This is a genomic window from Tepidimonas fonticaldi, from assembly GCF_007556755.1.
GTDB classification, from domain to species: Bacteria; Pseudomonadota; Gammaproteobacteria; order Burkholderiales; family Burkholderiaceae_C; genus Tepidimonas; species Tepidimonas fonticaldi.
The window spans coordinates 32,861-56,103 of sequence record NZ_VJOO01000018.1 but is presented as its reverse complement, the minus strand read 5'-3'; the positions used below and the strand labels follow the sequence as shown (position 1 = coordinate 56,103).

Genomic DNA, 23,243 nt, shown 5'->3' with positions numbered 1-23,243 from the left:
CCGTCACTTGCGGTAGGTGGCCAGCACCGCCGCGCCTTCGGCCCCGGCCTGGCGCGTCCACTCCTCGATCATCGTCTCGCCGATTTTGCGCAGGTCGGCCTGCAGCTGCGGCGAGCCCTTGCTCACCGTCATGCCGTTTTTGCGCAGCTGCTCCAGGTACCAGGCGGTCTTTTCCTCGCTCTCGCGCCAGCCGCGCGCCTCGGCGTCGGCCGCGGTCTTCAGCAGCGCCTGCTGGGTGGGCTTGTCCAGCGCGTCGAAGGCCCGCTTGGAGACGAACACCACATTCTTGGGCAGCCACGCCGCCACGTCGTAGTAGTACTTGACCTGCTCCCACACCTTGCTGTCGTAGCCGGTGGCGCCGGAGGTCATGAAGGCGTTGACCGCCCCGGTGGCCAGCGCCTGCGTCAGCTCGGCGGCCTGGATCGTCACCGGCTGCGCGCCGACCAGCTGCGCGATGCGGCTGGTGTTGGGGTTGTAGGCGCGCCACTTGGCCCCGCGCAGGTCGGCGGCCGACTCGATCGGCTTGGCGCTGAAGATGCCCTGCGGCGGCCACGGCACCGCGTACAGCACCTTCAGACCCTGCTTGTCCAGCGCCGCCTCGACGGCCGGGCGCGACGCCTGCCACAGCTTGCGCGCGTCGCCATAGCTGGTGGCCAGGAACGGGATCGAGTCGATGCCGAACAGCGGGTTCTCGTTGGAGAAGTTGGAGATCAGCACCTCGCCGATCTGCGCCTGGCCGCTCTGCACGGCGCGCTTGATCTCCGGCGCCTTGAACAGCGAGCCGTTCTCGTGCACGGTGATCGAGAGCTTGCCGCCGGTCGCGCGCTCGACGTCCTTGGCGAACATCAGGATATTGGCGGTGTGGAAGTTGCCGGCCGGATAGGCGATGGGCATGTCCCACTTGACGCTCTGGGCGGCGGCGGTGGCGTGGGCCAGCGTCAGCGTGGCGGCGGCGGCGAAGGTGGCAAGGGTGACGCGCATCGGACTCTCTCCTGTGACGACGGAAAAGCGGGGGCCGAGGAACCGCCGCGCCCAGCGCGGTCGGTGCCCGAACGGTAACAGCACTTCGATAAAACGTCAACGTTTTATTAACGTCACGTCGTTATGGTTTACCCGCGGTGCCCGGGTAACCCCGGGCGGCCGGGGGTAGGATCGGCGCCATGACACGCGCTCGCTCTTCCGTCCGCCCTTCGTCCCGCGCCGACCCCGCCGCGCCGCTACCCGCCGTCGAGCCCCCCTCGCCGGACCGGCCGATCGTCTCGTCCGCGCACCTGGTCTCCGAGAAGTCGCCGGAGCTGTCGGAGTTCGAGTTCGGCCTCATCATCGCCGCGCACGCCTTCAACCGCTGGCTGATCCGCTGCATGGGCGCCGCCGGCGTCAAGGACATGACGCCCACCGACGTGCTGGTGCTGCACCACATCAACCACCGCCGCACGCCGAAGCGCCTGTCGGACATCGCCTTCGTGCTCAACATCGAGGACGCGCACGTCGTGTCGTACTCGGTGCGCAAGCTGCAAGGCATGGGGCTGGTGGCCGGCACCAAACGCGGCAAAGAGGTGTTCTACGCCACCACCGACGCCGGCCATGCGCTGTGCCTGCGCTACCGCGCGGTGCGCGAGGCCTGCCTGATGCCGGGGTTCTCCGGGGCGGAGGACGAGAACCAGCGCCTGGCCGACGTGGCGCGCACGCTGCGCCAGCTCAGCGGCCGCTACGACCAGGCCGCCCGCGCCGCGACCGCCTATTGAGCGGTGAGGGGTGCGGTGGCCGCAGCGGTGACCACCCCCGCCCCATCCGGCTCGATCAATCGCCCGTCCTGCAGGTGGATCTGCCCGTCGCAGCGTGCCGCCAGCCCGGGGTCGTGCGTGACGATGAGGAAGGCGGTGCCCTCTTCGCGGTTGAGCTCGCGCAGCAGCGCGAACACCTCCTGGGCGGTGTGGGTGTCGAGGTTGCCGGTCGGCTCGTCGGCCAGCACCAGGCGCGGGCGGTTCATGAGCGCGCGCACGATGGCCACGCGCTGCTGCTGCCCGCCCGAGAGCTGCACCGGGCGGCAATGCGCTGATCGGGCCAGGCGTCGGCCCGCACCGCAGCGGGCTGGCCCACCGCCAGCGCGCCCAGGTCGCGCTCGTCCAGATCCAGCAGGATGCGGGGCGTGCCCGCCACCGCAAAGCGCAGCAACGCCTTGCCGGGGGTGACGCCATCGCCCACCTCCACCAGTCGCGCCAACAGCACGCCATCGGCCACCGGGGTGGCAACGACGCGGCCGGTCAGGGTGCTGGCCAGCGTCGTCTCGCGGGCGGGGGCCACGCGGCCCGTGGCCACCACCGGATTCGTCCTGCCATGCCTGCCCTTTCGCCCGCCCGCTGCGCGCTCGGCGCACGGCCGACGGGGGGATGACAGGGGCATGCGGCTTCTTACAATCCCCCTGCCGCATCGCAACCGGCGACCGAACCGGCCGGGGCACGGCAATGTCTTCACCCCCCTCCGGAGCCGACATGCAATTCCTCCGCTTCTCCGATCTGTGCGCGCGTGGCGAAGTGCGCGGCAAGCGCGTCTTCATCCGCGCCGATCTCAACGTCCCGCAGGACGACGACGGCCGCATCACCGAGGACACGCGCATCCGCGCCTCGGTGCCCGCGATCCAGATGGCCCTGGACGCCGGCGCGGCGGTCATGGTGACGTCGCACCTGGGGCGGCCGACCGAGGGCGAGCCGCGCCCCGAAGACACGCTGGCGCCGGTGGCCCAGCGCCTGGGCGAGCTGCTGGGCCGGCCGGTGCCGCTGATCACGAACTGGGTGGACGGGGGCTTTTCGGTCGCGCCGGGCGAGGTGGTGCTGCTGGAAAACTGCCGCCTCAACAAGGGCGAGAAGAAGAACAGCCCGGAACTGGCCGCCAAGCTGGGCAAGCTGTGCGACATCTTCGTGCACGACGCCTTCGGCACCGCGCACCGGGCCGAGGCCACCACCTACGGCATCGCCGAAACGGCGCCCATCGCCTGCGCCGGGCCGCTGCTGGCCGCCGAGATGGACGCCATCAGCCGCGCGCTGGAAAACCCCCGCCGCCCACTGGTGGCGATCGTCGGCGGCTCCAAGGTCAGCACCAAGCTCTCCATCCTCAAGACGCTGGCCGCCAAGGTGGATCAGTTGATCGTCGGGGGCGGCATCGCCAACACTTTTCTGCTCGCGGCGGGCAAGCGCATCGGCGATTCGCTGGCCGAGCCCGAGATGGTGCGCGAAGCCCAGCAGGTGATGGATCTGATGAAGGAGCGCGGCGCCGAGGTGCCGCTGCCGGTGGACGTGGTGGTGGCCGACGAGGTCTCGTCGCTGGCGCGCGCCAACCGCGTGTCGGTGGACGAGGTCGGCCCGCACGACCGCATTCTGGACATCGGCCCCAAGAGCGCGGCGCGGCTGGCCGAGATCATCGCGCACGCGGGCACCATCGTCTGGAACGGGCCGCTGGGCGTGTTCGAGTATGACCAGTTCGCGGGCGGCACCAAGATGCTGGCCTCGGCGATCGCGCACTCGGATGCCTTCTCCATCGCCGGCGGCGGCGATACGCTGGCGGCGATCGCCAAGTTCCATATCACCGACCGCGTGGGCTACATCTCCACCGGCGGCGGCGCCTTCCTGGAGGTGCTCGAAGGCAAGACGCTGCCGGCCTTCGAGGTGCTGCAGCGCCGCGCTCAGGGCTGAGCGGCGGCGAGTGCGGCCGGCCGCGCTTCGGCGGCGGGCCGTTGCGCCACGCGCGCCCAGGCACGCTCGTGGAAGAAGTACGCCACCGCCTGCACGGTCGGCTCCAGCAGGCTCAGCGTCAACGCGGCCAGCCAGCTGCCAGTGACGGCGTAGGCGACTGCCATCGCCACCGTCACGTGCATGACGTAGTAGGTGGCGGTCTTCATCAGCGCCAGGCGGTGGGTGTGGGCGATGCGACGCAGGCGGGCCATGGTGTGCTCCTTGGGTAAATGCTGGAATCCATGGTAGGGCCGAAACAGGATAAAAGCAATCGATGTTGTTTATTCGATAGATTGTTTTTCCGATTCACCCCCAGCCGAGACATGGCATGCCACCCCGCGCCAACGGCACGTCCCATCGTCGTCCAGTACGCGATGGGCATGCCCTTGGCAGCCGACCTGACACAGCAAGCGTTCGGCATCGTCCTGCGGTTTGGTTGGGTCGGCATCGCAGCGACGCGCCGAATCCGTCATGCACGCAGTCAAGGTCCAAGGCACCGGCAACCCCCACAGCAGGGCGGTGCGCAGGGCGAGCAGCCGTCCGCGCAGGCGCATCGCCTCGCCTTCCAACGCCGCGCAACGTTGCCGCCACAGACGCAAACCACATTCGGCATGGTGCTGCGCACGCGCCCACTGCCGACACAGCACGGCGTATTCGTCGATCAGGCCCACCATCGCATGCCCTCCCGCTCCGCGCGCAAAGGCCGCTTCAATGCAACCAGGCCCGCGCGGCGGCACCTTCGTCATCGCCCTCGTCACGGGTCTGGGCAGCCGCCATATGGGCGCGCTCACGCCAGACGGCCGACAGGCGCGCCAGCACGACGGCCATTGGTTCCGACAGCGCCGGGTGGTTGGCCAGTCGGTGCAGGTTGAGCGCGAGCTTGTGTGCCGCGTACGGGCACAGCGGGCGCTGCGTATCACGCGTCGCCTGATGGTGCAGCAGCGCCAGCGTGCCGGCCAACAGCGGCTCCAGCGGGGCGTGGTCGGTGAATGAGATCATGGCATGGGCTCCTTTTGGTGGCGGTTGGCGTCACCGGCGCAAGGGCTCGCGCCGGCAGTGCGGTCGAGGGCGATCGCATCAACCACACATCCACACCATAACACGAATGATTCTCATTTGCAATGGCGGGCTGGCCCGTGCCGACCCTCATCGCAGGCCACCGCACGCCCCCTGTGGCGTGGCGCTGCGTTGTCACCCCCAACCCAGCGCGACGGCGAGGTGATACACCGCGTAACAGGCCAGCCACGCCAAGCCAAACAGATACAGTGCCATCGCGCCCACCCACGTCCAGCTGCCGGTTTCGCGGCGCACGGCGGCCAAGGTGGAAAGGCACTGTGGGGCGAAGATAAACCACGTCAGCAGCGACAGCCCCGTAGCCAGGCTCCAGCTTTCGGCGATCAGCGGCGTGAGAGCTTGCGCCGTGTCGTCGCCACTGGCCGACAGGGCATACACCGTGGCAAGCGCCGAAATCGCCACTTCGCGCGCGGCCATGCTCGGCACCAGGGCGATGCTGATCTGCCAGTTAAACCCAATCGGCTCCAGTACCACCGCCAGCAGCCGGCCCAGCGTGCCCGCCAGGCTGGTTTCGATGGCTGGGGCACTGCTGCCCGGCGGCGGCGCCGGAAAACTGGCCAGAAACCACATCAGCACCGTCAGCGCCAGGATGACGCCGCCGACGCGCTTCAAAAAGATCTCGGCCCGCTGCCACAGGCCGATGACGATGTTGCGCGGCGCTGGCCAGTGGTAGGCGGGCAGCTCCATCATCAGTGGCCGCGGAAGGTTGCGATCGGTCACCAGCTTGACCAGCCAAGCCACCGCCATCGCGCTGACAATCCCCGCCAGATACAGGCCAAACAGCACCAGCCCCCGCAAGTCGAACAGGCCGGCCACCTTGCGCTCGGGGATGAAGGCGCCAATCAACAGCGCATAGACCGGCAGCCGCGCCGAGCACGTCATCAGCGGGGCGATCATGATGGTCAGCAGCCGGTCACGCGGGTTGGCAATGGTGCGCGTGGCCATGATGCCCGGCACCGCGCAGGCAAACGACGACAGCAGCGGGATGAACGAACGGCCCGACAGCCCCACGCCGGCCATGAAGCGATCGAGCAAAAAGGCCGCGCGCGGCAGGTAACCCGACTCCTCCAACACCAGAATGAAAAAGAACAAGATCAGGATCTGCGGCAAAAACACCAGCACCGCGCCGACGCCTGCGATGACGCCCTCCACCAGCAGACTGGTCAGCCACCCCGCCGGCAGCGCGTCGGCGACGGCCTCGCCAAGCCAGGCGGTGGCCGACTCGATCCATTCCATCGGCGCTTCGGCCCAGGCGAACACCGCCTGAAACATGAGAAACAGCACCACCGCCAACAGCGCCAGCCCCCACACCGGGTGCAGCACCACGCGGTCGATGCGATCCGACCGCGTCGGCGGCAGGTGCCGATCCAAGCCCAGCGAGGACAAGATGCGCTGCACGGCGTCGTGATCGGCCTCAAGCGTGGCTGAGGTTTCGGGTTGCGGCGCTGCGACGGCGCCCCATGCGTCTGCCGGCGCTTGCAACCACGCACGCAGCGCCTCCGTACCGCCCTTGCGCACCGCCACCGTCGGCACCACCGGCACCCCCAGCTCCGCGGCCAGCCGTGGCGCATCGATGACGATGCCGCGCCGCTCGGCCAAGTCCATCATGTTGAGCGCCACCACGCAGGGGATGCCCAGGCGCTTGACCGCCAGCACCAGCCGCAGGTTGCGGCGCAGGTTGGTGGCATCCACCACGCAGATCACGCGGTCAGGGCGCCTCTCGCCGCGAGCCTGACCGCGCAGCACCTCCACCGCCACCCGCTCGTCCGGCGAGCGCGGGTTGAGGCTGTAGATGCCGGGCAAGTCCAACATGCGCACCTTGCGGCCATCGGCGGCGACGAACAGTCCTTCCTTGCGTTCTACCGTCACCCCGGCGTAGTTGGCCACTTTCTGCCGGCTGCCGGTCAGGGCGTTGAACAGGGCCGTCTTGCCGCAGTTGGGCGTGCCCACCAGCGCCACCAGCGGCCCACCGCGGTAAAGGTGGATCGGCTGGGGCTGGGGCTGGGGCTGTGCCTTTCGCGCACCGACATGGCAGGCCGGGCTCATGCCACATCCCCTTCCTGCACGACCTGCACACACGCCGCCTCCGCGCGACGCAAGGCGTAGGTGCTGGCACCCACCCGCACCACCAGCGGATCGCCACCGGGGGCGCGCGCCATCAGCATGACCGGCTCACCCGGCAGAAAACCCAGCTCGGCCAGCTGCTGCGCCCAGTGCGGCGCCGGCTGCGGCGGGCGCACCGCCGCGACGCGGTAGGGCTGAGCCTGGGGACATTGGTCAAGCGTGGCGCGCTGCATCGATTCATCTCCATCGGTGACAAGCGGGCATGTGCGCATCCAAGCAGCCAGCCCGGCGCGACTTGACGCTAAAACCCGCGACCCACCCATTGTAGCGAACCGTAATGAGAATGAGTTGCGTTTGGTATGTCAGGGGCGCGCACCTCGCGGCCGTTGACCACGAGCGGCTCGGCCACCTCGCGGAAGCTGGCGTTCATCCCGACCGACATCTGCAGCGGGAAGTCCGCCTTCAGCAGCGCGGCGATCTGGCGGCCCGCGTCGGTGGCGTCGATCACCTCGCCCTCGATGCGCAGGCCGGTCGTGCCGTCAGGCTGGGCAAAGCGGAAAATCCGCCCCTTGCCGGCAATCGCCTCGACGCTGGCCTGGTGGTCCACCAGCACCGGCAGCTCCTCGCCGTCGGCGTTCTTGAGGCCCGAGAGGTCGATCACCACGTCGCCGTGCCAGCCGTAGGCCGGCACCACGCCGCCGGAGTAGGCGACGCCCTCAAAGCGCAGTGCGCCGCCGTCCTTGTCCGCAGGGCGGACGGCGAAGGTCAGGGTGTGCAGGCGCTTGTGTGACTCCATGCTCGCCGATGGTGGCGAGCGGGTCGCGGCGCGTCTGGGTGAACGGGTTCGTCGGCAGCGATCGCGTCGCGGCGCATCTGGCTTGCTGCCGCAGCTCAGCGCAATGCGTAGTCGCGCCCGTCCTGCAGCTTGGCGCCGCGCAGCAATTCCCGTATACTGACGAAGCGCCCCGTGGTCGGCTGGGCTGTCTGAACCCCTTGTGGGGCGGAGTAGGACGGTAAGATCCCCGGCGGGGCGCGTTCTTTTGCGCTGCACGCCAAAGCTCGCTGCGCATTTCCACTCCCGGTTTCTCGACAGGGTCGCTTGCTGCCGAGGCGGCCTGTCTCGTGTTTGGCGGTGGCGAAGTCCCGACTGGCGAACCAGAACCGCCCATGCCCGCAGCGAGTCGGCGCGTGCGGGCTTCTCTATTGCCGGTGGCGGACAGTGCTGTCCATGTCGGGGTGAACGGGTTCGTCGAATCTGTTGCGCCGCATACCTGTTCGTGCTACCGTTTGCGGCGCGGTCCGGTGGACACGTTGCGGACGTAAAGGGCGGGGCTTCGGCATCGTTCCGCCACCGGCGCACTTACTGCTATAAACAGGATACCCGCGAAGGCATTTCGGACGTTGAGAGAAGGGGCCGCAAGGCAGCATGCACTCGTCGCGGGGTCTCTCATGGCGCTGTCCAAGCGCCTTTTTTCTTGCGCAGCGACACGGCGGCTAGCGTGTTGCGTCCAGTTCTGGCTTCCTCGACGTACAGGCAACTGAATCCATTCGGGTGATTGTGCGTGAACGTGCTGCAGCGCATCAAAGACCGCTCGGCATCCGAGTATGGTCAGCTCTGCTGGCGGCCTATTTCACGTCAGGTGGCCACTGCCGGGCTGCGTGCAGCACGCGCAACACGCGCACCCGTTCGCCGGCGATGTCGTCAATCAGAATGTAGTTGTGGTGCGCCTCCAGCTCGCGCGTGCCTGCAACACGCCCAGGCCGGCCCAAGCGCGGGTGATCGAGCAGGCGCGCCGCGTTTTCCGCCAACAGCTCGTCCATGGCCAAGGCGGCGGCGGGGTTGTCGGCTTCGATGTGGTCGTCGATGGCGGCGCGATCCCGGATCGCCTCGGGCGTCCAGAGCAGCCGCATCACTCGGCTGCAGCCTCAAGCCGGCGGCGGGTTGCGGCGCGGCGGGCCGAGAACTGGGCTTCGACCTCGGCCGCGGGGATCAGACGGCCTGCCTGGGCCGAGTCCAGGCCGGCCTGCACCTGGCGGCGGAACCACGCGTCATGATCGGCGGCTTGCTGCTGCTGCCGCACGAAATCGCGCAACAGCTGCGCGGCGTTGCGGTCGCGGCTCTTGGCGGCGGCGGAGAAGGCCGCCTTCAGCGCGGGATCGACCCGGAAGGTGAAGGTCGTCCGCTCACGATGCGCCTCCTGACGTGTGACACAGTCGGTGCATCGTAGCACGGCGATGACGGCGTCGCCACGGGCCGGAGGACGTGTCGCGCCAGCCGCGTCTGTAGCATGTTGCCGGGAGAACACCACAAACCCCGCTACTGGGCGCAAAGCCCCACTCAGATATTCACTGCTATCATTTTGGGATGAGTGAGGCGTACTGGTACCGGCTTCATTTCAAGGTTCGTCTGTACGAGTCAGACGGAAGCGCCTTTCAGCGGCTGGTCTCCGACATCCTGCACGCACGCTTCGAAGGCTTTGTTCCAGTGGCTCCCGCTGGGCGGCTGGGCGATGGTGGCAACGATGGCTTCGTGCCGCAGCAGGGCTGGTACTTCCAGGTGTACGGCCCACAGGCGGGTTCAAGCTGGCGGCCTGCCGCGGTGGTGCGCAAGGCCCGGGAGGACTTCGCCAAGCTGCGCGACAACTATCCCGATCTTCGCCGCTACAGCTTCGTCTTCAATGATCGCTACCTCGGGGAGCCAAAAGGTCTACTCGACGCGTTGCGGGACTTGCAGGCGCAGACGGGGGTGGCTTGCGACGTGGTCTTGGGCAGTGATCTGGCCGACTGGTTCATGATGCTGCCCGAGGACACGCGCCAAGTCATTTTGCGCGGCATTCCGGTCGATCCTCCGGAGTGGGTCGATCCGCGCGCGGTCGGTGAGGTTCTGTCCAGCCTGGCCGATGCCGATGCCCGCTTCGATCCGGCTCGCTCGCTTGCGCCAGATTTTGATGAGAAAATCCGCTTCAATGGCTTGCCGGCTTTCGTTGCTAGCCGCCTGCGCGCCATGTCTTACCAGTGTGGCATGGTGGAGGAATTTCTGGCGTTGCGCGGGCAGCATCTGGCGCAGGCTGTCGCGCAGGAGCTGCGCCAGCTCTACGCGCAGAGCCTGGAGAAGTTCGCCGATGACCCCGACGACCCACCGGCGCTGCGCTATGTGTGGCTCATTGAGCAGTTGATCCCCGCGCCGGCTCGCGCGCACCCGCACAGCCTCAAGGCCTACCGGGAGGCCGCCGAGGTGGTGCTGGCCAAATACTTCGAGAGCTGCGACATCTATGCACAACCTGGCCCTGGCGGTGGCGCCGCATGAGCACGTAGGCTTTGCCGACAGCCTGGTCGGGCTGGCCGGCTGGCTGCGCGTGCAGCTTGCGCACGGGCCGCGCACGCTGGATGAGCTGTTTGCAGCCGTCTCGCGCGACGATAGCGGCTGGCCCCGGCGGCCGCGCTTCGAACAGGTGGCGCTGGCGGTGACGCTGCTGGCGGCCATCGGCGCCGTGCGCCGGGTTCAGGACGACCGCATCGAGGCCGTATCGCCATGAGGCTGCTCACGCTGGAATGCGACAGCAACACCTTCAAGCCGCTGCTGTTCCGGCCGGAGGGGGTGTCGGTGATCGTGGGCGACGCCAGCGACCGCGAAGGCAGCGCCAACGGCGTGGGCAAGACATTGGCGCTCAAGCTCGTGCATCACTGCCTGGGCGCGCGGCGCGATCGACTGCTGGCTCAGGGCGTGGGCGAGTGGCGCTTTGCGCTGGAGTTTGAGCTGGCCAGCCAGACGCACCGCATCGAGCGCAACGGCGACGGCTCGGACATCACCCTCGATGGACAGCCAATCGCGGAGGCCGCGCTGCGCGCCTGGCTCGACGGCCGCGGCCCCTTCGTACTGCCGCAGGCGCCGGGCTTCAGTTTCCGCGCGCTGTATGCGCGCTTTGCCCGGCGCGAGCGCGAGGATCGCACCGACCCCATCAGGCTGCACCGGGAAGCGGCGCACGAAGCGCTGGCGCGCACGCTCTATCTGCTCGGCGCCGACATCACCCTGGTGCTGCGGAAAGCACAGCAGCGCGAGCGCGTCATCGCCATCGACAGCGCGCGCAAGCTGCTCAGACAAAGCGATACGCGCCTGCGCGAGCTGCTGCGCACCGGCATGGACGCGCGGGCCCAGATCGCCGAGTTGAGCGAGCGCATCCAAACCCTGCGCAGCCGCTTGCAGACCATGCAGGTGGCCGACGATTACGAGCGCATGCGGCAAGAGGCCGATGCGCTCACGCAGCAGCTGCGGCAGCGGGAGAGCCGCCTGGCGCAGATCGACTTTCAGCTCGCCGGCATCGAGCAGGCCTTGCAGCGGCGCGCCGATATTGAGCGCGAAGCGCTGCTGGCGTTTTATCGCGGCCTGGAGCACGTGTTCAAGCCACAGGCCCTGGCCGACTTCGAGGCGGTGGAGGCGTTTCACCGCTCGCTGGCCGAGCAGCGCCGCCACCGCCTGTTACGCGACCGGCTGATGCTGGAGGAGGCGCGACGCCGCACCGAAGACGAGCGCGCCCAGCTGGCCCGGCAGCGCGACGAGCGGCTGGCCTATCTGGGCAGCCACCACGCGCTGGACGATTACCAGGCCGTGGCGGCGGAGCTGGCGCGCATGCAGGCCGACCTGGACCTGCTGCAACGCTACCGCAGCGCCAGCGAAGCCTGGGATGCCGAAGAGCTGGAGCTGCGTCGGAATCTGGCCGAAGACGACCGGCTGGCCGCCGACTATGTGGCCGAGCAGCCGCTGGCGTGGGCCGACCGGCGCTTTCGCGAGCTGATCCATGCCCTGTATCCGCGCGAAGCCGCCGGCATTGTGCTCGGCAACAACACCGGGGACAACAAGCTGCGTTACGACCTCAAGGTGCAGGTGCAAGGTCAAGGATCCGACGGCATCAACGCCGCGCGCATCATGGCCTTTGACTGGCTGGTGTTTCGCCACGGCGCGCACCACACCATGCGCCACCTGTGGCACGACAACGGCCTGTTCGACCCCATCGACCCCAACCAGCGCGCCGCCTGGCTGCGCCGGGTTCGGGCGGAGCTGGCCGGCAGCGGCATGCAATACATCCTGTCGATCAACACGGAAAACTACGCCTCGACCCGCGAGCTGCTGGGCGAAGACGGCGCCTGGCTGGATGAGGCGGTGATCGTCAGACTGCGCGGCGATGCCGATGCTCACAAGCTGCTGGGTGAGCGCATCGGGGTGGTCGAGCCATCACCATGAAAAACGCGGCCCGCGGCAAGGGACAAGCTGCCACTCAGCCCCCTTGCCCGCCGGCCCGCGCCCGGTTCAGCGCCAGCAGCCGCGCCAAGATTTCCTCGTCGGGTGTCTCGGGCGTGTAGTCCGCCCAGCCGTAGGCGGCGGCCACCGCCGCATCCAGCGCCGCGTGCGCCTGGGTAAGCCACGCCGGGCGCTGGTTGTAGAGGTTGGTCAGCGTGCGGGCCTTGAGTTGCGCCTCAAAGCCCGGCTTCGGCACGGGCCGGGGCGGGAAGCCGGCTTGCTCTTCCTGCGGCGTGCGCTGCCAATCGACCCACTCGGGCGGGTTCAGCCACGCCTCGCGCAGGGTGTGGAGGCGGTGCGCGGCGCGGGCAATCGCCTCGGCATGCATGCGCACGGCAGGCGGCAGGCCCGCGGGGATGCGCGCGCCGTCCGCGAACGCCTCGGTGCGCTGGTGCGCGGTGTCGGCAGGCGTGAGCCCTTGCGGGAAGGGGAAGGTTTCGAAGCAGTCGCGGGCGTTGTAGGTAGGGTCATTACCAACGCCATGCCGCGAGGCATTCGCCAGCGCCCATGCGGTGTGCAATCGCGAGGACAGCACGCCGAAGGTGGCGTCGTCCTCGCGGCAGATGGCATATAGGCGCGAATCGGGCAGCACGGCTACTGGCAGCCAGACAAAAAAGCGGTGTTTGGCCACGCGGGGGGTGGCGATGTAGCGGGCGAGCAAACTTATTGCCGCACGCAGACCAGGACGCGCTTCGGCATGGATCCACCACCGCAACCTGTAGGCATCTCGCTTCTGATTCGAGCGCTCGTGGCGAACGAAAGTCTGCACATGTGTAAACGGTGCCTCATAGAGGGCTGCATCGGCCTCGCTCATATCCACACCGAAGTCGATGATCCACGTATCAGAAGGCCGGCCGGCCAAATCCTGCCCATTAGCCCAGGGCCGCACTACGTCCGCATTCGGCCTGCCGTTCGGATTGGGCAACGCAAGCCACTGGCGGGCTAGTGCGCCTGGAACATCGAAGGCCCCTACTTTGCTGGTGCCCATGAAACAAACACCGACATTCTCTTTTATCAGCGTGGCCGTAGTCAGATCAACGCCACTTCCGCCAGCCGTCAAATCGGCGTGAATCGCCGCAACCTCCCGCCCGTCCAGCCGCACCGGCCCGTCGTGGCGGCCAAAGCAGACGAGCGAGACGCGCACCGCCGCGCCGTCGTTGAACCAGGGCTCGTCGCTCCACGCCTCGAAGATCGGCAGGGCCTCGACGATGCGGTCGAGCACGCGGCGGCTGGCCCCCTTGCGAATCGCCTGGGTCGCCACCAACCCCGCGCGGCTGGCTTTGCCCGCCTCGATCTGCGCGCGCGCTTTCTCGAACCAGTAGGTCACCAGGTCCGCGCCGCCCGGCACGCGTCCGGCGTAAGTCTCGCGCAGCCGCTCGGTGTAGGCGTCGCCGAGTTCCGAACGCATCTTCTTGTCGCCCAGAAACGGCGGGTTGCCGATGATGACGTCGGCCTCGGGCCAGTCGGCTTCACTGCCGTCGGGGTTGAGCAGCGCGTCGCGGCATTCGATGTGGTCGAGCTTGGCCAGGATGGGGTTGCGCCGGATGGCGTAGCCGTGCTTGAGCATCCACTGGATTTCGCCGATCCACACCGTCACGCGGGCAAGCTCCGCGGCGTAGGGGTTGAGTTCGATGCCGAGCACGTTGGCGGGGCTCGTCTCGATGCCAAGCTGGCGCTGTAAGCCCAGCGCCTCGGCGTCGAGGTTGGCGCGGTGCTCCAGGTCTTTGAGCGCGCGCAGGGCCAGATAGAGGAAGTTGCCCGAGCCGCAGGCGGGGTCGAGCACGCGGAAGTTCTTCAGCCGCTCCAGATACCCGAGGAAGGCCGCCTGCGCGGCCTTGCGCGCGGTCTGCGAGCCCTTGCCGCCGGCCTCGAAGCGCGCCATGGCCTCGGCGATGCGCTGGCGCGCGCTTGCCCATTCGCGGGCCAGCGGCTGCACGATCAGCGGCTCGATGAGCTTGCCGATGGTGGCCGGGTCGGTGTAGTGCGCGCCCAACTGGCTGCGCTTGGCCGGATCCAGCCCGCGCTCGAAGAGCGTGCCGAAGATCGAGGGCTCGATCTGCGACCAGTCCATGCGCGCCGCGTCGCGCAGGATGGCGGCCTCCTCGGCTTGGAGCGGCAGCGGCGCGATGGTCTCGAACAGCCCGCCGTTGAACCAGGCGATGTCTTCGAGCAGGAAGTCGCCGCCGCCGCGCATGGCGGCGAAGAGCTCGCCCAGGCGTTGCTGGAGCTTCTCGGGCGCGGCGGCGCTTTTGTCGAGGATGCGCTCGAACAGCCGCGCCGGCAAAAGCCCTGCGTCTTCGGCGAAGAGGCAAAAGAGGCACTGGATGAGGAAGTGCGCCGTCGTCTGCGGGTCGTGGCCGCGCGCGGTGAGGCGCTGGGCCAGCTCGGCAAAGCGCGCGGCGGCCTCGGCGGTGACGTCCTGCGTGGTGCGGCGGGGGCGAAAGCGCTCCGGCTCCGTCCAGGCCCTGCGCAGGCGCTGGCGCGCGCTCGGATCGAGCAGGTCGGCCAGCTCGAAGACGTGGCACTCGCTGGGCGTGCCGGTGAAGTGGGTGTGGATTTCGATGCGCTGGCGGTCGCTGACGATGAGCAGCGGCGGGTTGTCGAGCGCCAGCGCATACGTCATGAGCTGGCGCAGCGCGGCGGCCAGGTCCCGCCCCGGCGCCTTGTATTCCCAAGCAAAGCAGCCGCGCTTCCAGACGTCGGCCCAGCCGCTTGATCCGCCGGTTTTCTTCAGGCCGCGCTCGAAGCAATAGGCCTCGGGGTCGGCGGGCTCGGGCACGTCCAGCAGCCGGCATAGGTCGATGAAGTGCGCCTGCGCGCCGGCGCGCTCGGACAGGCCGTCTGCCGCGCCGCCGGCGGCCCATTTGGCGGTGAAGGCTTGCGGGGTCATGGCGCGAGGGTAGCATCGTCGCGTGCTGCCGCTTTCTCCTTGGCCTGCCGGCTGCGCCCAGCCAACGCCGCTTGCAGCGCACGCTGTTGCCGTGGGCGGATCCAAAGCTCGGTTGCACAGCGGACAGCGCGTCAGTCGCGTGGAACCATCTGACGCTCAAACCGCGCGGGGCTGGCCTCGATGGCCTGCTGGCCTGGGTGAAGCTGCAAGGGTGGAATGACGATGCGGGTCATCGGTGGGGATGGTGTTGATCGCTCAGGCTTGGGTGGATACAATCCACACCATGAACAGCCGAGAACTCATCCGACTGCTCGAGGCGCACGGCTGGACGCTGCGCTCCGTCAAGGGCAGTCACCACGTCTTTCGGCATGCGGAGCGCCCAGGTCACCTCAGCGTCCCGCATCCGAAGAAGGATCTCGGCGCAGGGCTGGTGCACAAGCTGCTCAAGCAAGCCGGCATACCTGATCCAAGGAGCTGAACCATGAAATTCCCCATCGCGCTGGAACCCGGCACCGACACGACGGCATGGGGCGTGGTCGTGCCTGATCTACCCGGGTGCTTTTCGGCGGGCGACACCGCCGAGCAGGCGTTTGCCAACGCCATCGAGGCCATCGAGGCCCATCTGGAGCTGCTGGCCGAGGACGGCCTGGACATTGCGCTGCCGCGTCCGCTGGATCACTGGCAGGCCGATCCGCAGTTCGCCGGCTGGGTCTGGGGTCTGGTGGAGGTGGACACGTCGCGCTTCGAAGGCAAGGCCGAGAAGATCAACATCACCTTGCCACGCCGGCTGCTGGCGCGTGTGGACGAGTACGCCCGCGCGCACGGCATGACGCGCTCGGGCTTTCTGGCGCAGGCCGCGCAGCGGGCGATGCAGGCAAGCTGAGCGCGCCTGCATACCACTGAAGAGCACGCATGGACACGCTGCCCAACATCCACCCCGGCGAGGTGCTGCGGGAGGAGTTCCTGATCCCGATGGGCATCAGCCAATACCGCCTGGCCAAGCAGATCGGGGTGCCGGCCATGCGCATCAGCGAGATTTGCGCGGGCAAGCGCAGCATCACCGCCGACACGGCCCTGCGGTTGGCGCGCGCGCTGGGCAAGACGCCGGGTTTCTGGCTGGCGCTGCAGGCCAGCTACGACACCGAAGCCGTGATGCGCGAGAAAGGCGAGGCCATCGCACGGATCGAGCCCCTAGCCGTCTGAGCGTCGGGGCGGGATCCAGCCGCTGCGGTGACCCATCAAGCCCCCAACGTCACCCAGGGCAAATCGTGCCGCCGCGCCAGCGCGTCCAGCTCGGCACGCGGGCGGGCGGCAAACCACGTCGCCAGAGCCGCGGCGGCGGCGGGCTGCAGGCAGTCGGCCGGCGCCAGCGGCCCCAGGCCCGCGACTTCGCCCAGCCGGCGCGCGAAGTGCGGCTCCAGCGCCGCCACGGCCACCCGGCCGTCGGCGCAGCGGTAGACACGGTAGCCGACGTGCGCGCCGCCCAGCAGGCCGCCGGGGGCCGTCAGGCCCCACGCGCGCGGCTGCGCCAGCCACGCGGCGGCATCGGCCAGCGCCACGTCGCGCACCGCGCCGCGGCCGGTGGCGGCGCGCTGCAGCAGGGCGGCCAGCACCGCCTCGCTGGCCAGCAGGGCGCCGGCCATGTCGGCCAGCAGGCTGGGAGGCAGGTTCAGGCCATCCAGCAGCCCGGCCTCGGCCTGGTAGGTGAGGTCGTGGCCGGCTTCCTCGGCGCGCGCGCCGGCCGCGCCGACGATGCGCACGACGCACAGGCGCGGGTGGCGCGCCTGCAAGGCCGCGGCGTCCAGCCCCAGCTTGGCCAGCGCCGAGGGGCGAAACGAGGTCAGCAGCACATCGGCCCCCGCCAGCAGCCGCTGCAGCCGGCGCTGGCCGGCCGGCACCTTCAGGTCCAGCGCGACGGTGCGCACGCCGCGGTGCATCTGCGCGTAGGCGGCCTCGCAGTAGCCGCGCATCGGGTCGCCGGCGGGCGGCTCGACCTTGGTGCAGCGCGCGCCCAGCGCCCGCAGGCGTTGCAGCGCCGCTGGACCGGGCAGGTTGAGGGCCAGACTGACGACGTGGGTGCCGGCCAGCGGCCGGTCGGCGGTGGGGGTGCGACGCGCGGGGGACATGGCGGGACTCTAGCAAAGCCGCGCGGGACCGCCGCTGCGGCACCCCGACGTCCCCCGTCCGTACCGCACCCGTACTGCCGTACTACCGTACTACGATAGGCGGGTCCGGAGCGCGCGCGGCGGCAGACCCGCGCCCGGCGCCCTTCCCCCACCCCCAGCCAGGAGACCCCATGCCACTGCGCGCCACCAAAATCGTCGCCACCCTGGGCCCCGCCAGCGACACGCCCGAGATGCTGGAAGCGATGGTGCGCGCCGGCGTGGACGTGGTGCGGCTCAACTTCTCGCACGGCACGGCCGACGACCACCGCCGCCGCGCCGACGCGGTGCGCGAGGCCGCCGCGCGCGCCGGCAAGGAGGTGGCCGTGATGGTCGACCTGCAAGGGCCCAAGATCCGCGTCGGCAAGTTCGCCCACGGCAAGGTGACGCTGGTGGAGGGCGCGGCCTTCACGCTGGACGCCGCGCGCACCGAGCCGGGCGACGAGCACGCGGTGGGGCTGGATTACAAGGAGCTGCCGCGCGACGTGGTGCCGGGCGACGTGCTGCTGCTCAACGACGGGTTGATCGAGCTGCGCGTGGAGCGCGTGGAGGGCGCGGCGGTGCACACGCGCGTGGTGACCGGCGGCGAGCTGTCCAACCACAAGGGCATCAACAAGCGCGGCGGGGGCCTGACCGCCCCGGCGCTGACGCCGAAGGACATGGCCGACATCGCCACCGCGATGGCGCTGCAGGCCGACTACGTGGCGGTGAGCTTTCCGAAGAACGCCGACGACATGCGGCTGGCGCGCCGGCTGTGCGAGGAGGCCGCGCGCAACGGCCACCGCCCGGGCCTGATCGCCAAGATCGAGCGCGCCGAGGCCATCCCCGAGCTGGAGGCGATCCTGCAGGCCAGTGACGGCATCATGGTGGCGCGCGGCGACCTGGCGGTGGAGGTCGGCAACGCCGCCGTGCCGGCGCTGCAAAAGCGCATGATCGCCCTGGCACGCGAGCACGACCGGCTGGTGATCACCGCCACGCAGATGATGGAGAGCATGATCCATGCGCCGATCCCGACGCGCGCCGAGGTCAGCGACGTGGCCAACGCCGTGCTGGACGGCACCGACGCCGTGATGCTCAGCGCCGAGACCGCCGCCGGCAGGTACCCGCTGCAGACGGTGCAGGAGATGGCGCGCATCTGCCTGGCGGCGGAGCAGGCCTACCACGACGCGCTGGACCACGACTTCGTCGGCAAGACGTTTGCCCGCATCGACCAGTCGATCGCGCTGGGGGCGCTGTTCATCGCCTCGCACCTGCACGCGCGCGCCATCATCGCGCTGACGGAGTCCGGCTCCACGCCGCTGTGGATGAGCCGCCACACGATCGACATCCCGATCTACGCGATCACGCCGCGGCTGGCCACGGCGCGCCGGCTGGCGCTCTACCGCAATGTGCACGCGCTGCGCATCACCGGGGGCAGCGCCGACCGCGACACCGCCCTCATGCAGGCGGAGCAGCAGCTCAAGGCGCGCGGCCGGCTGCAGTCGGGCGACCGCTACGTCATCACCGCGGGCGAGCCGATGGGCACCCCGGGCGGCACCAACATGCTCAAGGTCGGGCAGGTGGACTGATGCCGCGTCAGCGCAGATAGTCCAATTGCAGCCGTTGCTGCAGCGTCTTGATGGCGCGCAGCGAGGCTTTGAGCACGCGCTCGTCCACCGGGTTGAGGATGTTGAGGTCGATGCGGTTGGGCTGCTGCGGATCGGCCGAGGAATCGCTCTGCCGGGTCAGGCGCAGCGTCTGCAAAAAATCGAACGCGGCGACCCAGCCCTCCACCTCGGGCGCGGGCGCCCCCATGGCCCGCCCGGCCGTCAGCAGGCGCTCGCGCGTGCCGGTGGCTGGCAGCCCCTGGGTGAGCTGGTCGTTGAGGCGCGAAATCAGCGCCGTCAACTGCCGCGCCTGTACCCCCTGCGCCATCAGGTGGCGCGCATAGGCGCGGATGTCGGCCGCCACCCGCTGAAAATCGGCCAGCGTGCGTCCGTGCGCGATGGCGCTGCCCAGGTGTTTGATCGACAGCCGCTGCAGCGCGAACAGGTCGCGCTCGGAAATGACATTGACCACGCGGCCGTCCTGCAGGACCGGCACATGGCGGATGCGCCGCGCTCGCTCATGGTCTCCAGCGCCATGGACGGGTAGGTCCGCAAAACCTGTCTATTCGTCGTGTTCCGTCGTGTCCAAGCGCATCCTCCGGTCGGTGCGGGGATCGGGGTCGCCGCCTCGACAACCCCACTGTCGGTCAGGTTATCGTCAGAATTTTCCCTGACCGCCCTGTTTTGTAAGGGTTTGGTAAGTCAACGCGAGTGACCATCGCGCCACATTCGCCCATCCTGCCATGCTGTTCTGGCTCAACGCGGCTCAACTGGTCCTGTACATCGGACTGCTCGCCCTGCTCGGTCAGGGCGTGCTGTACATCATCGCCGGTGCGCGGCGCGAGAGCAACTTCGTCTACCAGCTGTTCCAGGTGCTCAACAAGCCCTGGGTGGGGGCGGGCCGCCGTGCCCGTCCGCAGCCCCTAGACCGAAAGGAGACAACTTCCATGCAACTGACGGAATCGCAACAGCGATACTGGCAGAAGAACCTGCGCATCACGGGGATTCTGCTGGCGATCTGGTTCGTGGTGACGTTCGTCGTCGGCTTCTTTGCCCGCGACCTGAGTTTCACCTTCTTCGGCTGGCCTTTCAGCTTCTGGGTGGGCGCGCAGGGCGCGCTGGTGGTCTACGTGCTGATCATCGGTTTTTACGCCCGGTACATGAACCAACTCGACATCGAGCACGGTGTCGCCGAACAGGAGGACTGACATAGCCGGACTCGCACCCGAAAGCGCCGGCGGCGTCTTCAGCGCCGGCAGCAACGCCGCCTTCCGCAAGCAACTCAACAAGGTCTACGCCTGGTACACGGGCGGCTTCTTCGTGTTCGTGGTCACGCTCGCGATCCTGGAGCAGTTCGGGCTGCCCAAGGCGTGGGTGGGCTACATCTTCCTGTTCGCCACGGTGATGCTCTACGCCGGCATCGGCATCATGAGCCGCACCAACGACGCCGCCGAGTACTACGTCGCCGGCCGGCGCGTGCCCGCGGTCTACAACGGCATGGCCGGCACGCTGTACCTGACCGGCTACGGGGGCCTGGCCTTCATCATGGGCTAGACCGGCGGCTACTGCCTGGTGGCGTTGTTCCTGGCGCCGTATCTGCGCAAGTTCGGTCAGTTCACCATCCCCGACTTCCTCGGGGCGCGGTACGAGGGCACCATCGCGCGTCTGGTCGGTATCCTGATCGCGATCTTCGTGTCCTTCGTGTACCAGTTGCAGAAGGTCACGGAGCGGGGGAAGCAGCTCATCGACGACCCGAAGGAAAAAGAGGTCATCGCCGCCTTCCAGGCCCAGGCGGCCGCGCTGGGCGAAAAGCTCAAGGACGTGCCGGCCGCGCTGGCCGCCGACCGCGCCGCCGCCAAGGACGCCTGGACCAAGGCCAAGGCCGCGGCCGAGGCCCGCGCCAAGCCGCTGGCCGGCATGCCGGGCCATGCGCAGCAGTTTGCCGGCGACCCCAACGGCGATGAGAAGGCGCAGAAGACCTTCGATGAGTCGCGGCGCGACTTCCTGGCACTGGTGTTCTGCCTGATGGTGGGCACGCCGTTCGACAAGCTGCCGGCCTGGATTGCCAACTGGACCAAGGTCGACCCGGCGCTGCTGTCGGTCACCGACGTCAACAAGGACGGCATCTTCCAGCTCGGCGAGATGCGCATCGGCGGCGACATCATCGTGCTGGCGACGCCGGAGATCGCGGGCCTGCCCTACGTCGTGTCGGGCATGGTGGCCGCGGGCGGTCTGGCCGCGGCGCTGTCCACCGCCGACGGCCTGCTGCTGACCATCGCCAACGCGCTGTCGCACGACCTGTACTACAAGATGATGGACCCGAACGCCCCGACCTCGCGCCGGGTGATGATCTCCAAGGTCCTGCTGCTGGTCGTGGCCTTGATGGCGGCCTACGTGGCCGCCCAAAAGCCGGCGGACATCCTGTTCCTGGTGTCGGCGGCGTTCTCGCTGGCGGCGGCGGGCTTCTTCCCGGCGCTGACGCTGGGCATCTTCTGGAAGCGGGCCACCAAGTGGGGGGCGATCCTCGGCATGATCGCCGGCTTTGGCATCACCTTCTACTACATGGCCACCTCCCAGCCGTGGCTGCGTAGCGTGTTCGGTGTGACCGACCCCGTGCAGCTCTGGTGGGGCATCCAGCCGATCTCGGCCGGCATCTTCGGCGTGCCGGTGGGCTTTTTGTTGCCCCGCTCTTTGTTGCCCCGTCCGGGGCGGGGCGGCCCGGCCTGGGCCGTATGATCGCGGATGGTCCGCTCCCCGCCCTGGCCCATGCACGCCTCGACGTCCTCGCCCCGCCCCTTAGCCGACTCCGCCGACCCTGCCGGCGCACCCGTCGGCGGGCACCGGCCCGCGTGCCTGCCCGCCTGGGGCCGGCTGCAGGCCCTGGCGGCCACCCCCCAGCCGCCCTTGCGGGACCGGTTGGCCACGGCGGATGCGGCGCGCAGCGCCGCGCTGCGCTTCGACGCCGTCGGGCTGCGGCTGGATGCCACGCGACAGGCCGTGGACCTGCCCATCTGGCAGGCCCTGCTGGCGCTGGCACGCGAGGCGGACGTGGCCGGACAGGCCGACGCCCTGCGGCGCGGCGAAGCCGTCAACGCCACCGAAGGGCGTGCCGCCCTGCACCCGGCCCTGCGGGGTGACGACGACCCGGCCGCTCCCTGGGGGGCGGCGATCAGCGCCGCCGTGCGCGACGAGCGGGAGCGCTTTCTGGCCGCGGCCGAGCGGGTGCGCAGCGGGGCGTGGCGCGGGCACCGCGGGCTGCCCATCCGCACGGTGGTCAACCTGGGTATCGGCGGCTCGGACCTGGGGCCGCGCATGGCCACCACAGCGCTGGCCGCCCTGGCCACGCCGGCGGTGGCGGTGCGCTATGTGCCCAACCCCGACGCCTGGACACTGCACGACACGCTGCGCGACCTGAATCCGCACGACACGCTGTTCGTCGTGCAGAGCAAGAGCTTCACCACCCCCGAAACCCGCCTGATGGCGGACACCGCCCGCCGCTGGCTGGCCGATGCGGGGCTGGAGCCGGACGCCCAGGGCACGCACCTGGTGGCCGTGACGGCGCGGCCCGATCTGGCCCGGGCACAGGGGTTCGACCCGGCGCACACCTTCGTGTTCTGGGACTGGGTGGGTGGCCGGTATTCGGTCTGGTCGGCGATCGGCTTTCCGCTCGCGGTGGCCATCGGGGCGGCGGCGTTTCGGCAATTGCTGGCGGGCGCGCGCGCGATGGACGAGCACTTCTGGCACGCACCGCCGGAGCGCAACCTGCCGCTGGCGCTGGCGCTGCTGTCGGTGTGGAACCGCGACTTTTTGCGCTGCCCCACCCAGTTGGTGGCGGTGTATGCCGAGCGGCTGCGCCACTTCGTCCCCTATTTGCAGCAACTGGCGATGGAGTCCAACGGCAAGCGCGTGCACCGCGACGGCACCGTGTGCGCCGTCGGTACCGAAGCGATCGTCTGGGGCGGCATCGGGCTGGAAGGGCAGCACGCGTATTTCCAGCTTTTGCACCAGGGTCGCCACCGGGTGCCGGTGGACTTCATCGGCATCGACACCGAGGACACGCCACTGCCCCTGGCCGAGCGGCACCACCGCCTGGTGCGCGACAACCTGCTCGCGCAGGCGCAGGCCCTGGCGCTGGGCCGCGACGAGGCGCAGACCCGCGCCCAATTGCGGGCCGAGGGGCTGGATGCGGCGACCGCGCAAACGCTCGCTCCGCACCGCACCTTCCCCGGCAACGTGCCCAGCAATCTGCTGTGGCTGCCACGGCTGGATCCGCATGCGCTGGGCGCGCTGATGGCCGCCTACGAACACAAAATCTTCTGCGAAGCCGCGATCTGGGACATCCACGCCTACGACCAGTGGGGCGTGGAGCTGGGCAAAACGCTGCTGCGCACCGTGGCGCGCGACGACGGCGCCCCGGGCTGACCCCTGTCTTTTTGCTTCCTC

At 69.2% G+C, this 23,243-nt stretch carries 25 protein-coding genes and 2 pseudogenes; 13 read left to right on the top strand and 14 right to left on the bottom strand.

Annotated elements, in window-relative coordinates; genetic code table 11:
- Window positions 1–3: 3 nt before the first annotated feature.
- Window positions 4–981, bottom strand: a complete 978-nt coding sequence (locus tag Tfont_RS09675) for a TRAP transporter substrate-binding protein (RefSeq protein ID WP_143969280.1) — start codon at window positions 979–981, stop codon at window positions 4–6.
- 179 nt (window positions 982–1,160) lie between these two features.
- On the opposite strand from Tfont_RS09675, the gene Tfont_RS09670 reads away from it, so the two are divergent.
- Window positions 1,161–1,745, top strand: a complete 585-nt coding sequence (locus Tfont_RS09670; RefSeq protein WP_082955371.1) for a winged helix DNA-binding protein — start codon at window positions 1,161–1,163, stop codon at window positions 1,743–1,745.
- Here Tfont_RS09670 and Tfont_RS14780 read toward each other — a convergent pair.
- Together Tfont_RS14780 and Tfont_RS14775 are read right to left on the bottom strand one after the other, a co-directional pair.
- Window positions 1,739–2,065, bottom strand: a pseudogene (locus Tfont_RS14780) (ATP-binding cassette domain-containing protein); the annotation flags it as partial. The gene Tfont_RS09670 and the pseudogene Tfont_RS14780 overlap by 7 nt on opposite strands.
- Entirely contained in the window at window positions 1,987–2,322 is a 336-nt protein-coding gene (locus Tfont_RS14775; RefSeq protein ID WP_260682347.1) for an efflux RND transporter periplasmic adaptor subunit, read from the bottom strand. The gene Tfont_RS14775 and the pseudogene Tfont_RS14780, both read right to left, overlap by 79 nt.
- Window positions 2,323–2,492: 170 nt before the next feature.
- Between Tfont_RS14775 and Tfont_RS09660 the strand changes: the two genes are divergently transcribed.
- Window positions 2,493–3,689: a phosphoglycerate kinase gene (locus tag Tfont_RS09660; protein WP_068607938.1), complete on the top strand. Its 1,197-nt coding sequence runs from the start codon at window positions 2,493–2,495 to the stop codon at window positions 3,687–3,689.
- Here Tfont_RS09660 and Tfont_RS09655 read toward each other — a convergent pair.
- The 8 genes from Tfont_RS09655 to Tfont_RS09620 form a co-directional block, all read right to left on the bottom strand.
- Window positions 3,680–3,940 carry a DUF2061 domain-containing protein gene (locus Tfont_RS09655; RefSeq protein WP_068607941.1) on the bottom strand — a complete coding sequence of 87 codons (261 nt, stop codon included), beginning with the start codon at window positions 3,938–3,940 and terminating at the stop codon, window positions 3,680–3,682. The genes Tfont_RS09660 and Tfont_RS09655 overlap by 10 nt on opposite strands.
- A gap of 69 nt (window positions 3,941–4,009) precedes the next feature.
- Entirely contained in the window at window positions 4,010–4,402 is a 393-nt protein-coding gene (locus Tfont_RS09650; protein ID WP_068607944.1) for a hypothetical protein, read from the bottom strand.
- Between the two features lie 34 nt (window positions 4,403–4,436).
- Complete coding sequence (locus Tfont_RS09645) at window positions 4,437–4,727, bottom strand: hypothetical protein (protein WP_068607946.1); 291 nt, start codon at window positions 4,725–4,727, stop codon at window positions 4,437–4,439.
- A gap of 192 nt (window positions 4,728–4,919) precedes the next feature.
- Window positions 4,920–6,848 (bottom strand): ferrous iron transporter B, encoded by a 1,929-nt coding sequence (feoB, locus tag Tfont_RS09640; RefSeq protein ID WP_143969279.1) that lies wholly within the window; start codon window positions 6,846–6,848, stop codon window positions 4,920–4,922.
- Window positions 6,845–7,099 carry a FeoA family protein gene (locus Tfont_RS09635; protein ID WP_143969278.1) on the bottom strand — a complete coding sequence of 85 codons (255 nt, stop codon included), beginning with the start codon at window positions 7,097–7,099 and terminating at the stop codon, window positions 6,845–6,847. The genes feoB and Tfont_RS09635 overlap by 4 nt, the downstream gene beginning before the upstream one ends.
- 68 nt (window positions 7,100–7,167) lie before the next feature.
- Window positions 7,168–7,662 carry a hypothetical protein gene (locus Tfont_RS09630; protein ID WP_143969277.1) on the bottom strand — a complete coding sequence of 165 codons (495 nt, stop codon included), beginning with the start codon at window positions 7,660–7,662 and terminating at the stop codon, window positions 7,168–7,170.
- Window positions 7,663–8,492: 830 nt separating this feature from the next.
- Window positions 8,493–8,777, bottom strand: coding sequence for a type II toxin-antitoxin system RelE/ParE family toxin (locus tag Tfont_RS09625; RefSeq protein WP_143969276.1), 285 nt, complete (start codon window positions 8,775–8,777; stop codon window positions 8,493–8,495).
- Window positions 8,777–9,097: a hypothetical protein gene (locus Tfont_RS09620; RefSeq protein WP_143969275.1), complete on the bottom strand. Its 321-nt coding sequence runs from the start codon at window positions 9,095–9,097 to the stop codon at window positions 8,777–8,779. The genes Tfont_RS09625 and Tfont_RS09620 overlap by 1 nt, the downstream gene beginning before the upstream one ends.
- A 134-nt stretch (window positions 9,098–9,231) precedes the next feature.
- On the opposite strand from Tfont_RS09620, the gene Tfont_RS09615 reads away from it, so the two are divergent.
- The 3 genes from Tfont_RS09615 to Tfont_RS09605 are packed head-to-tail and all read left to right on the top strand — an operon-like array spanning window position 9,232 to window position 12,105.
- The gene (locus Tfont_RS09615) at window positions 9,232–10,173 is read left to right on the top strand and encodes an ABC-three component system protein (RefSeq protein ID WP_143969274.1); all 942 of its coding nucleotides are present in this window, start codon (window positions 9,232–9,234) and stop codon (window positions 10,171–10,173) included.
- Window positions 10,139–10,402 (top strand): ABC-three component system middle component 6, encoded by a 264-nt coding sequence (locus Tfont_RS09610; RefSeq protein WP_143969273.1) that lies wholly within the window; start codon window positions 10,139–10,141, stop codon window positions 10,400–10,402. Before Tfont_RS09615 ends, Tfont_RS09610 begins: the two co-directional genes overlap by 35 nt.
- Entirely contained in the window at window positions 10,399–12,105 is a 1,707-nt protein-coding gene (locus tag Tfont_RS09605; protein WP_143969272.1) for a DUF2326 domain-containing protein, read from the top strand. The genes Tfont_RS09610 and Tfont_RS09605 overlap by 4 nt, the downstream gene beginning before the upstream one ends.
- A 34-nt stretch (window positions 12,106–12,139) precedes the next feature.
- Here the strand turns inward: Tfont_RS09605 and Tfont_RS09600 are convergent, their stop codons facing one another.
- On the bottom strand, window positions 12,140–15,052 hold the full coding sequence (locus tag Tfont_RS09600; RefSeq protein ID WP_143969271.1) for a class I SAM-dependent DNA methyltransferase: 2,913 nt from the start codon (window positions 15,050–15,052) through the stop codon (window positions 12,140–12,142).
- Window positions 15,053–15,335: 283 nt separating this feature from the next.
- Here Tfont_RS09600 and Tfont_RS09595 point away from each other — a divergent pair, with 283 nt between their 5' ends.
- Genes Tfont_RS09595 through Tfont_RS09585 form a run of 3 tightly spaced genes read left to right on the top strand, consistent with a single transcriptional unit; the run spans window position 15,336 to window position 16,255 of the window.
- Window positions 15,336–15,530 carry a type II toxin-antitoxin system HicA family toxin gene (locus Tfont_RS09595; RefSeq protein WP_143969270.1) on the top strand — a complete coding sequence of 65 codons (195 nt, stop codon included), beginning with the start codon at window positions 15,336–15,338 and terminating at the stop codon, window positions 15,528–15,530.
- A 3-nt stretch (window positions 15,531–15,533) separates the two neighbouring features.
- Window positions 15,534–15,935, top strand: coding sequence for a type II toxin-antitoxin system HicB family antitoxin (locus Tfont_RS09590; protein ID WP_143969269.1), 402 nt, complete (start codon window positions 15,534–15,536; stop codon window positions 15,933–15,935).
- Between the two features lie 29 nt (window positions 15,936–15,964).
- Window positions 15,965–16,255 carry a HigA family addiction module antitoxin gene (locus Tfont_RS09585; RefSeq protein WP_143969268.1) on the top strand — a complete coding sequence of 97 codons (291 nt, stop codon included), beginning with the start codon at window positions 15,965–15,967 and terminating at the stop codon, window positions 16,253–16,255.
- A gap of 35 nt (window positions 16,256–16,290) precedes the next feature.
- Here Tfont_RS09585 and Tfont_RS09580 read toward each other — a convergent pair whose 3' ends face one another.
- Window positions 16,291–17,178, bottom strand: coding sequence for a CoA transferase (locus Tfont_RS09580; protein ID WP_143969267.1), 888 nt, complete (start codon window positions 17,176–17,178; stop codon window positions 16,291–16,293).
- A gap of 170 nt (window positions 17,179–17,348) precedes the next feature.
- Between Tfont_RS09580 and pyk the strand changes: the two genes are divergently transcribed.
- On the top strand, window positions 17,349–18,782 hold the full coding sequence (pyk, locus tag Tfont_RS09575; RefSeq protein WP_143969266.1) for a pyruvate kinase: 1,434 nt from the start codon (window positions 17,349–17,351) through the stop codon (window positions 18,780–18,782).
- A 7-nt stretch (window positions 18,783–18,789) separates the two neighbouring features.
- On the opposite strand, the gene Tfont_RS09570 is transcribed toward pyk, so the two are convergent.
- A complete protein-coding gene (locus Tfont_RS09570) occupies window positions 18,790–19,272 on the bottom strand; it encodes a putative nucleotidyltransferase substrate binding domain-containing protein (protein WP_143969265.1) in 483 nt (160 codons plus the stop codon).
- Window positions 19,273–19,747: 475 nt separating this feature from the next.
- Here Tfont_RS09570 and Tfont_RS09565 point away from each other — a divergent pair, with 475 nt between their 5' ends.
- From Tfont_RS09565 to pgi, 4 genes and pseudogenes are all read left to right on the top strand, one after another.
- Window positions 19,748–20,008 (top strand): DUF4212 domain-containing protein, encoded by a 261-nt coding sequence (locus Tfont_RS09565; RefSeq protein WP_068608288.1) that lies wholly within the window; start codon window positions 19,748–19,750, stop codon window positions 20,006–20,008.
- A complete protein-coding gene (locus Tfont_RS15050; protein WP_068607958.1) occupies window positions 19,986–20,354 on the top strand; it encodes a hypothetical protein in 369 nt (122 codons plus the stop codon). The genes Tfont_RS09565 and Tfont_RS15050 overlap by 23 nt, the downstream gene beginning before the upstream one ends.
- 54 nt (window positions 20,355–20,408) lie before the next feature.
- A pseudogene (locus Tfont_RS09560) lies at window positions 20,409–21,536 on the top strand (sodium:solute symporter family transporter); the annotation flags it as partial.
- Window positions 21,537–21,542: 6 nt separating this feature from the next.
- Window positions 21,543–23,222, top strand: a complete 1,680-nt coding sequence (pgi, locus tag Tfont_RS09555; protein ID WP_143969264.1) for a glucose-6-phosphate isomerase — start codon at window positions 21,543–21,545, stop codon at window positions 23,220–23,222.
- Window positions 23,223–23,243 lie beyond the last annotated feature (21 nt).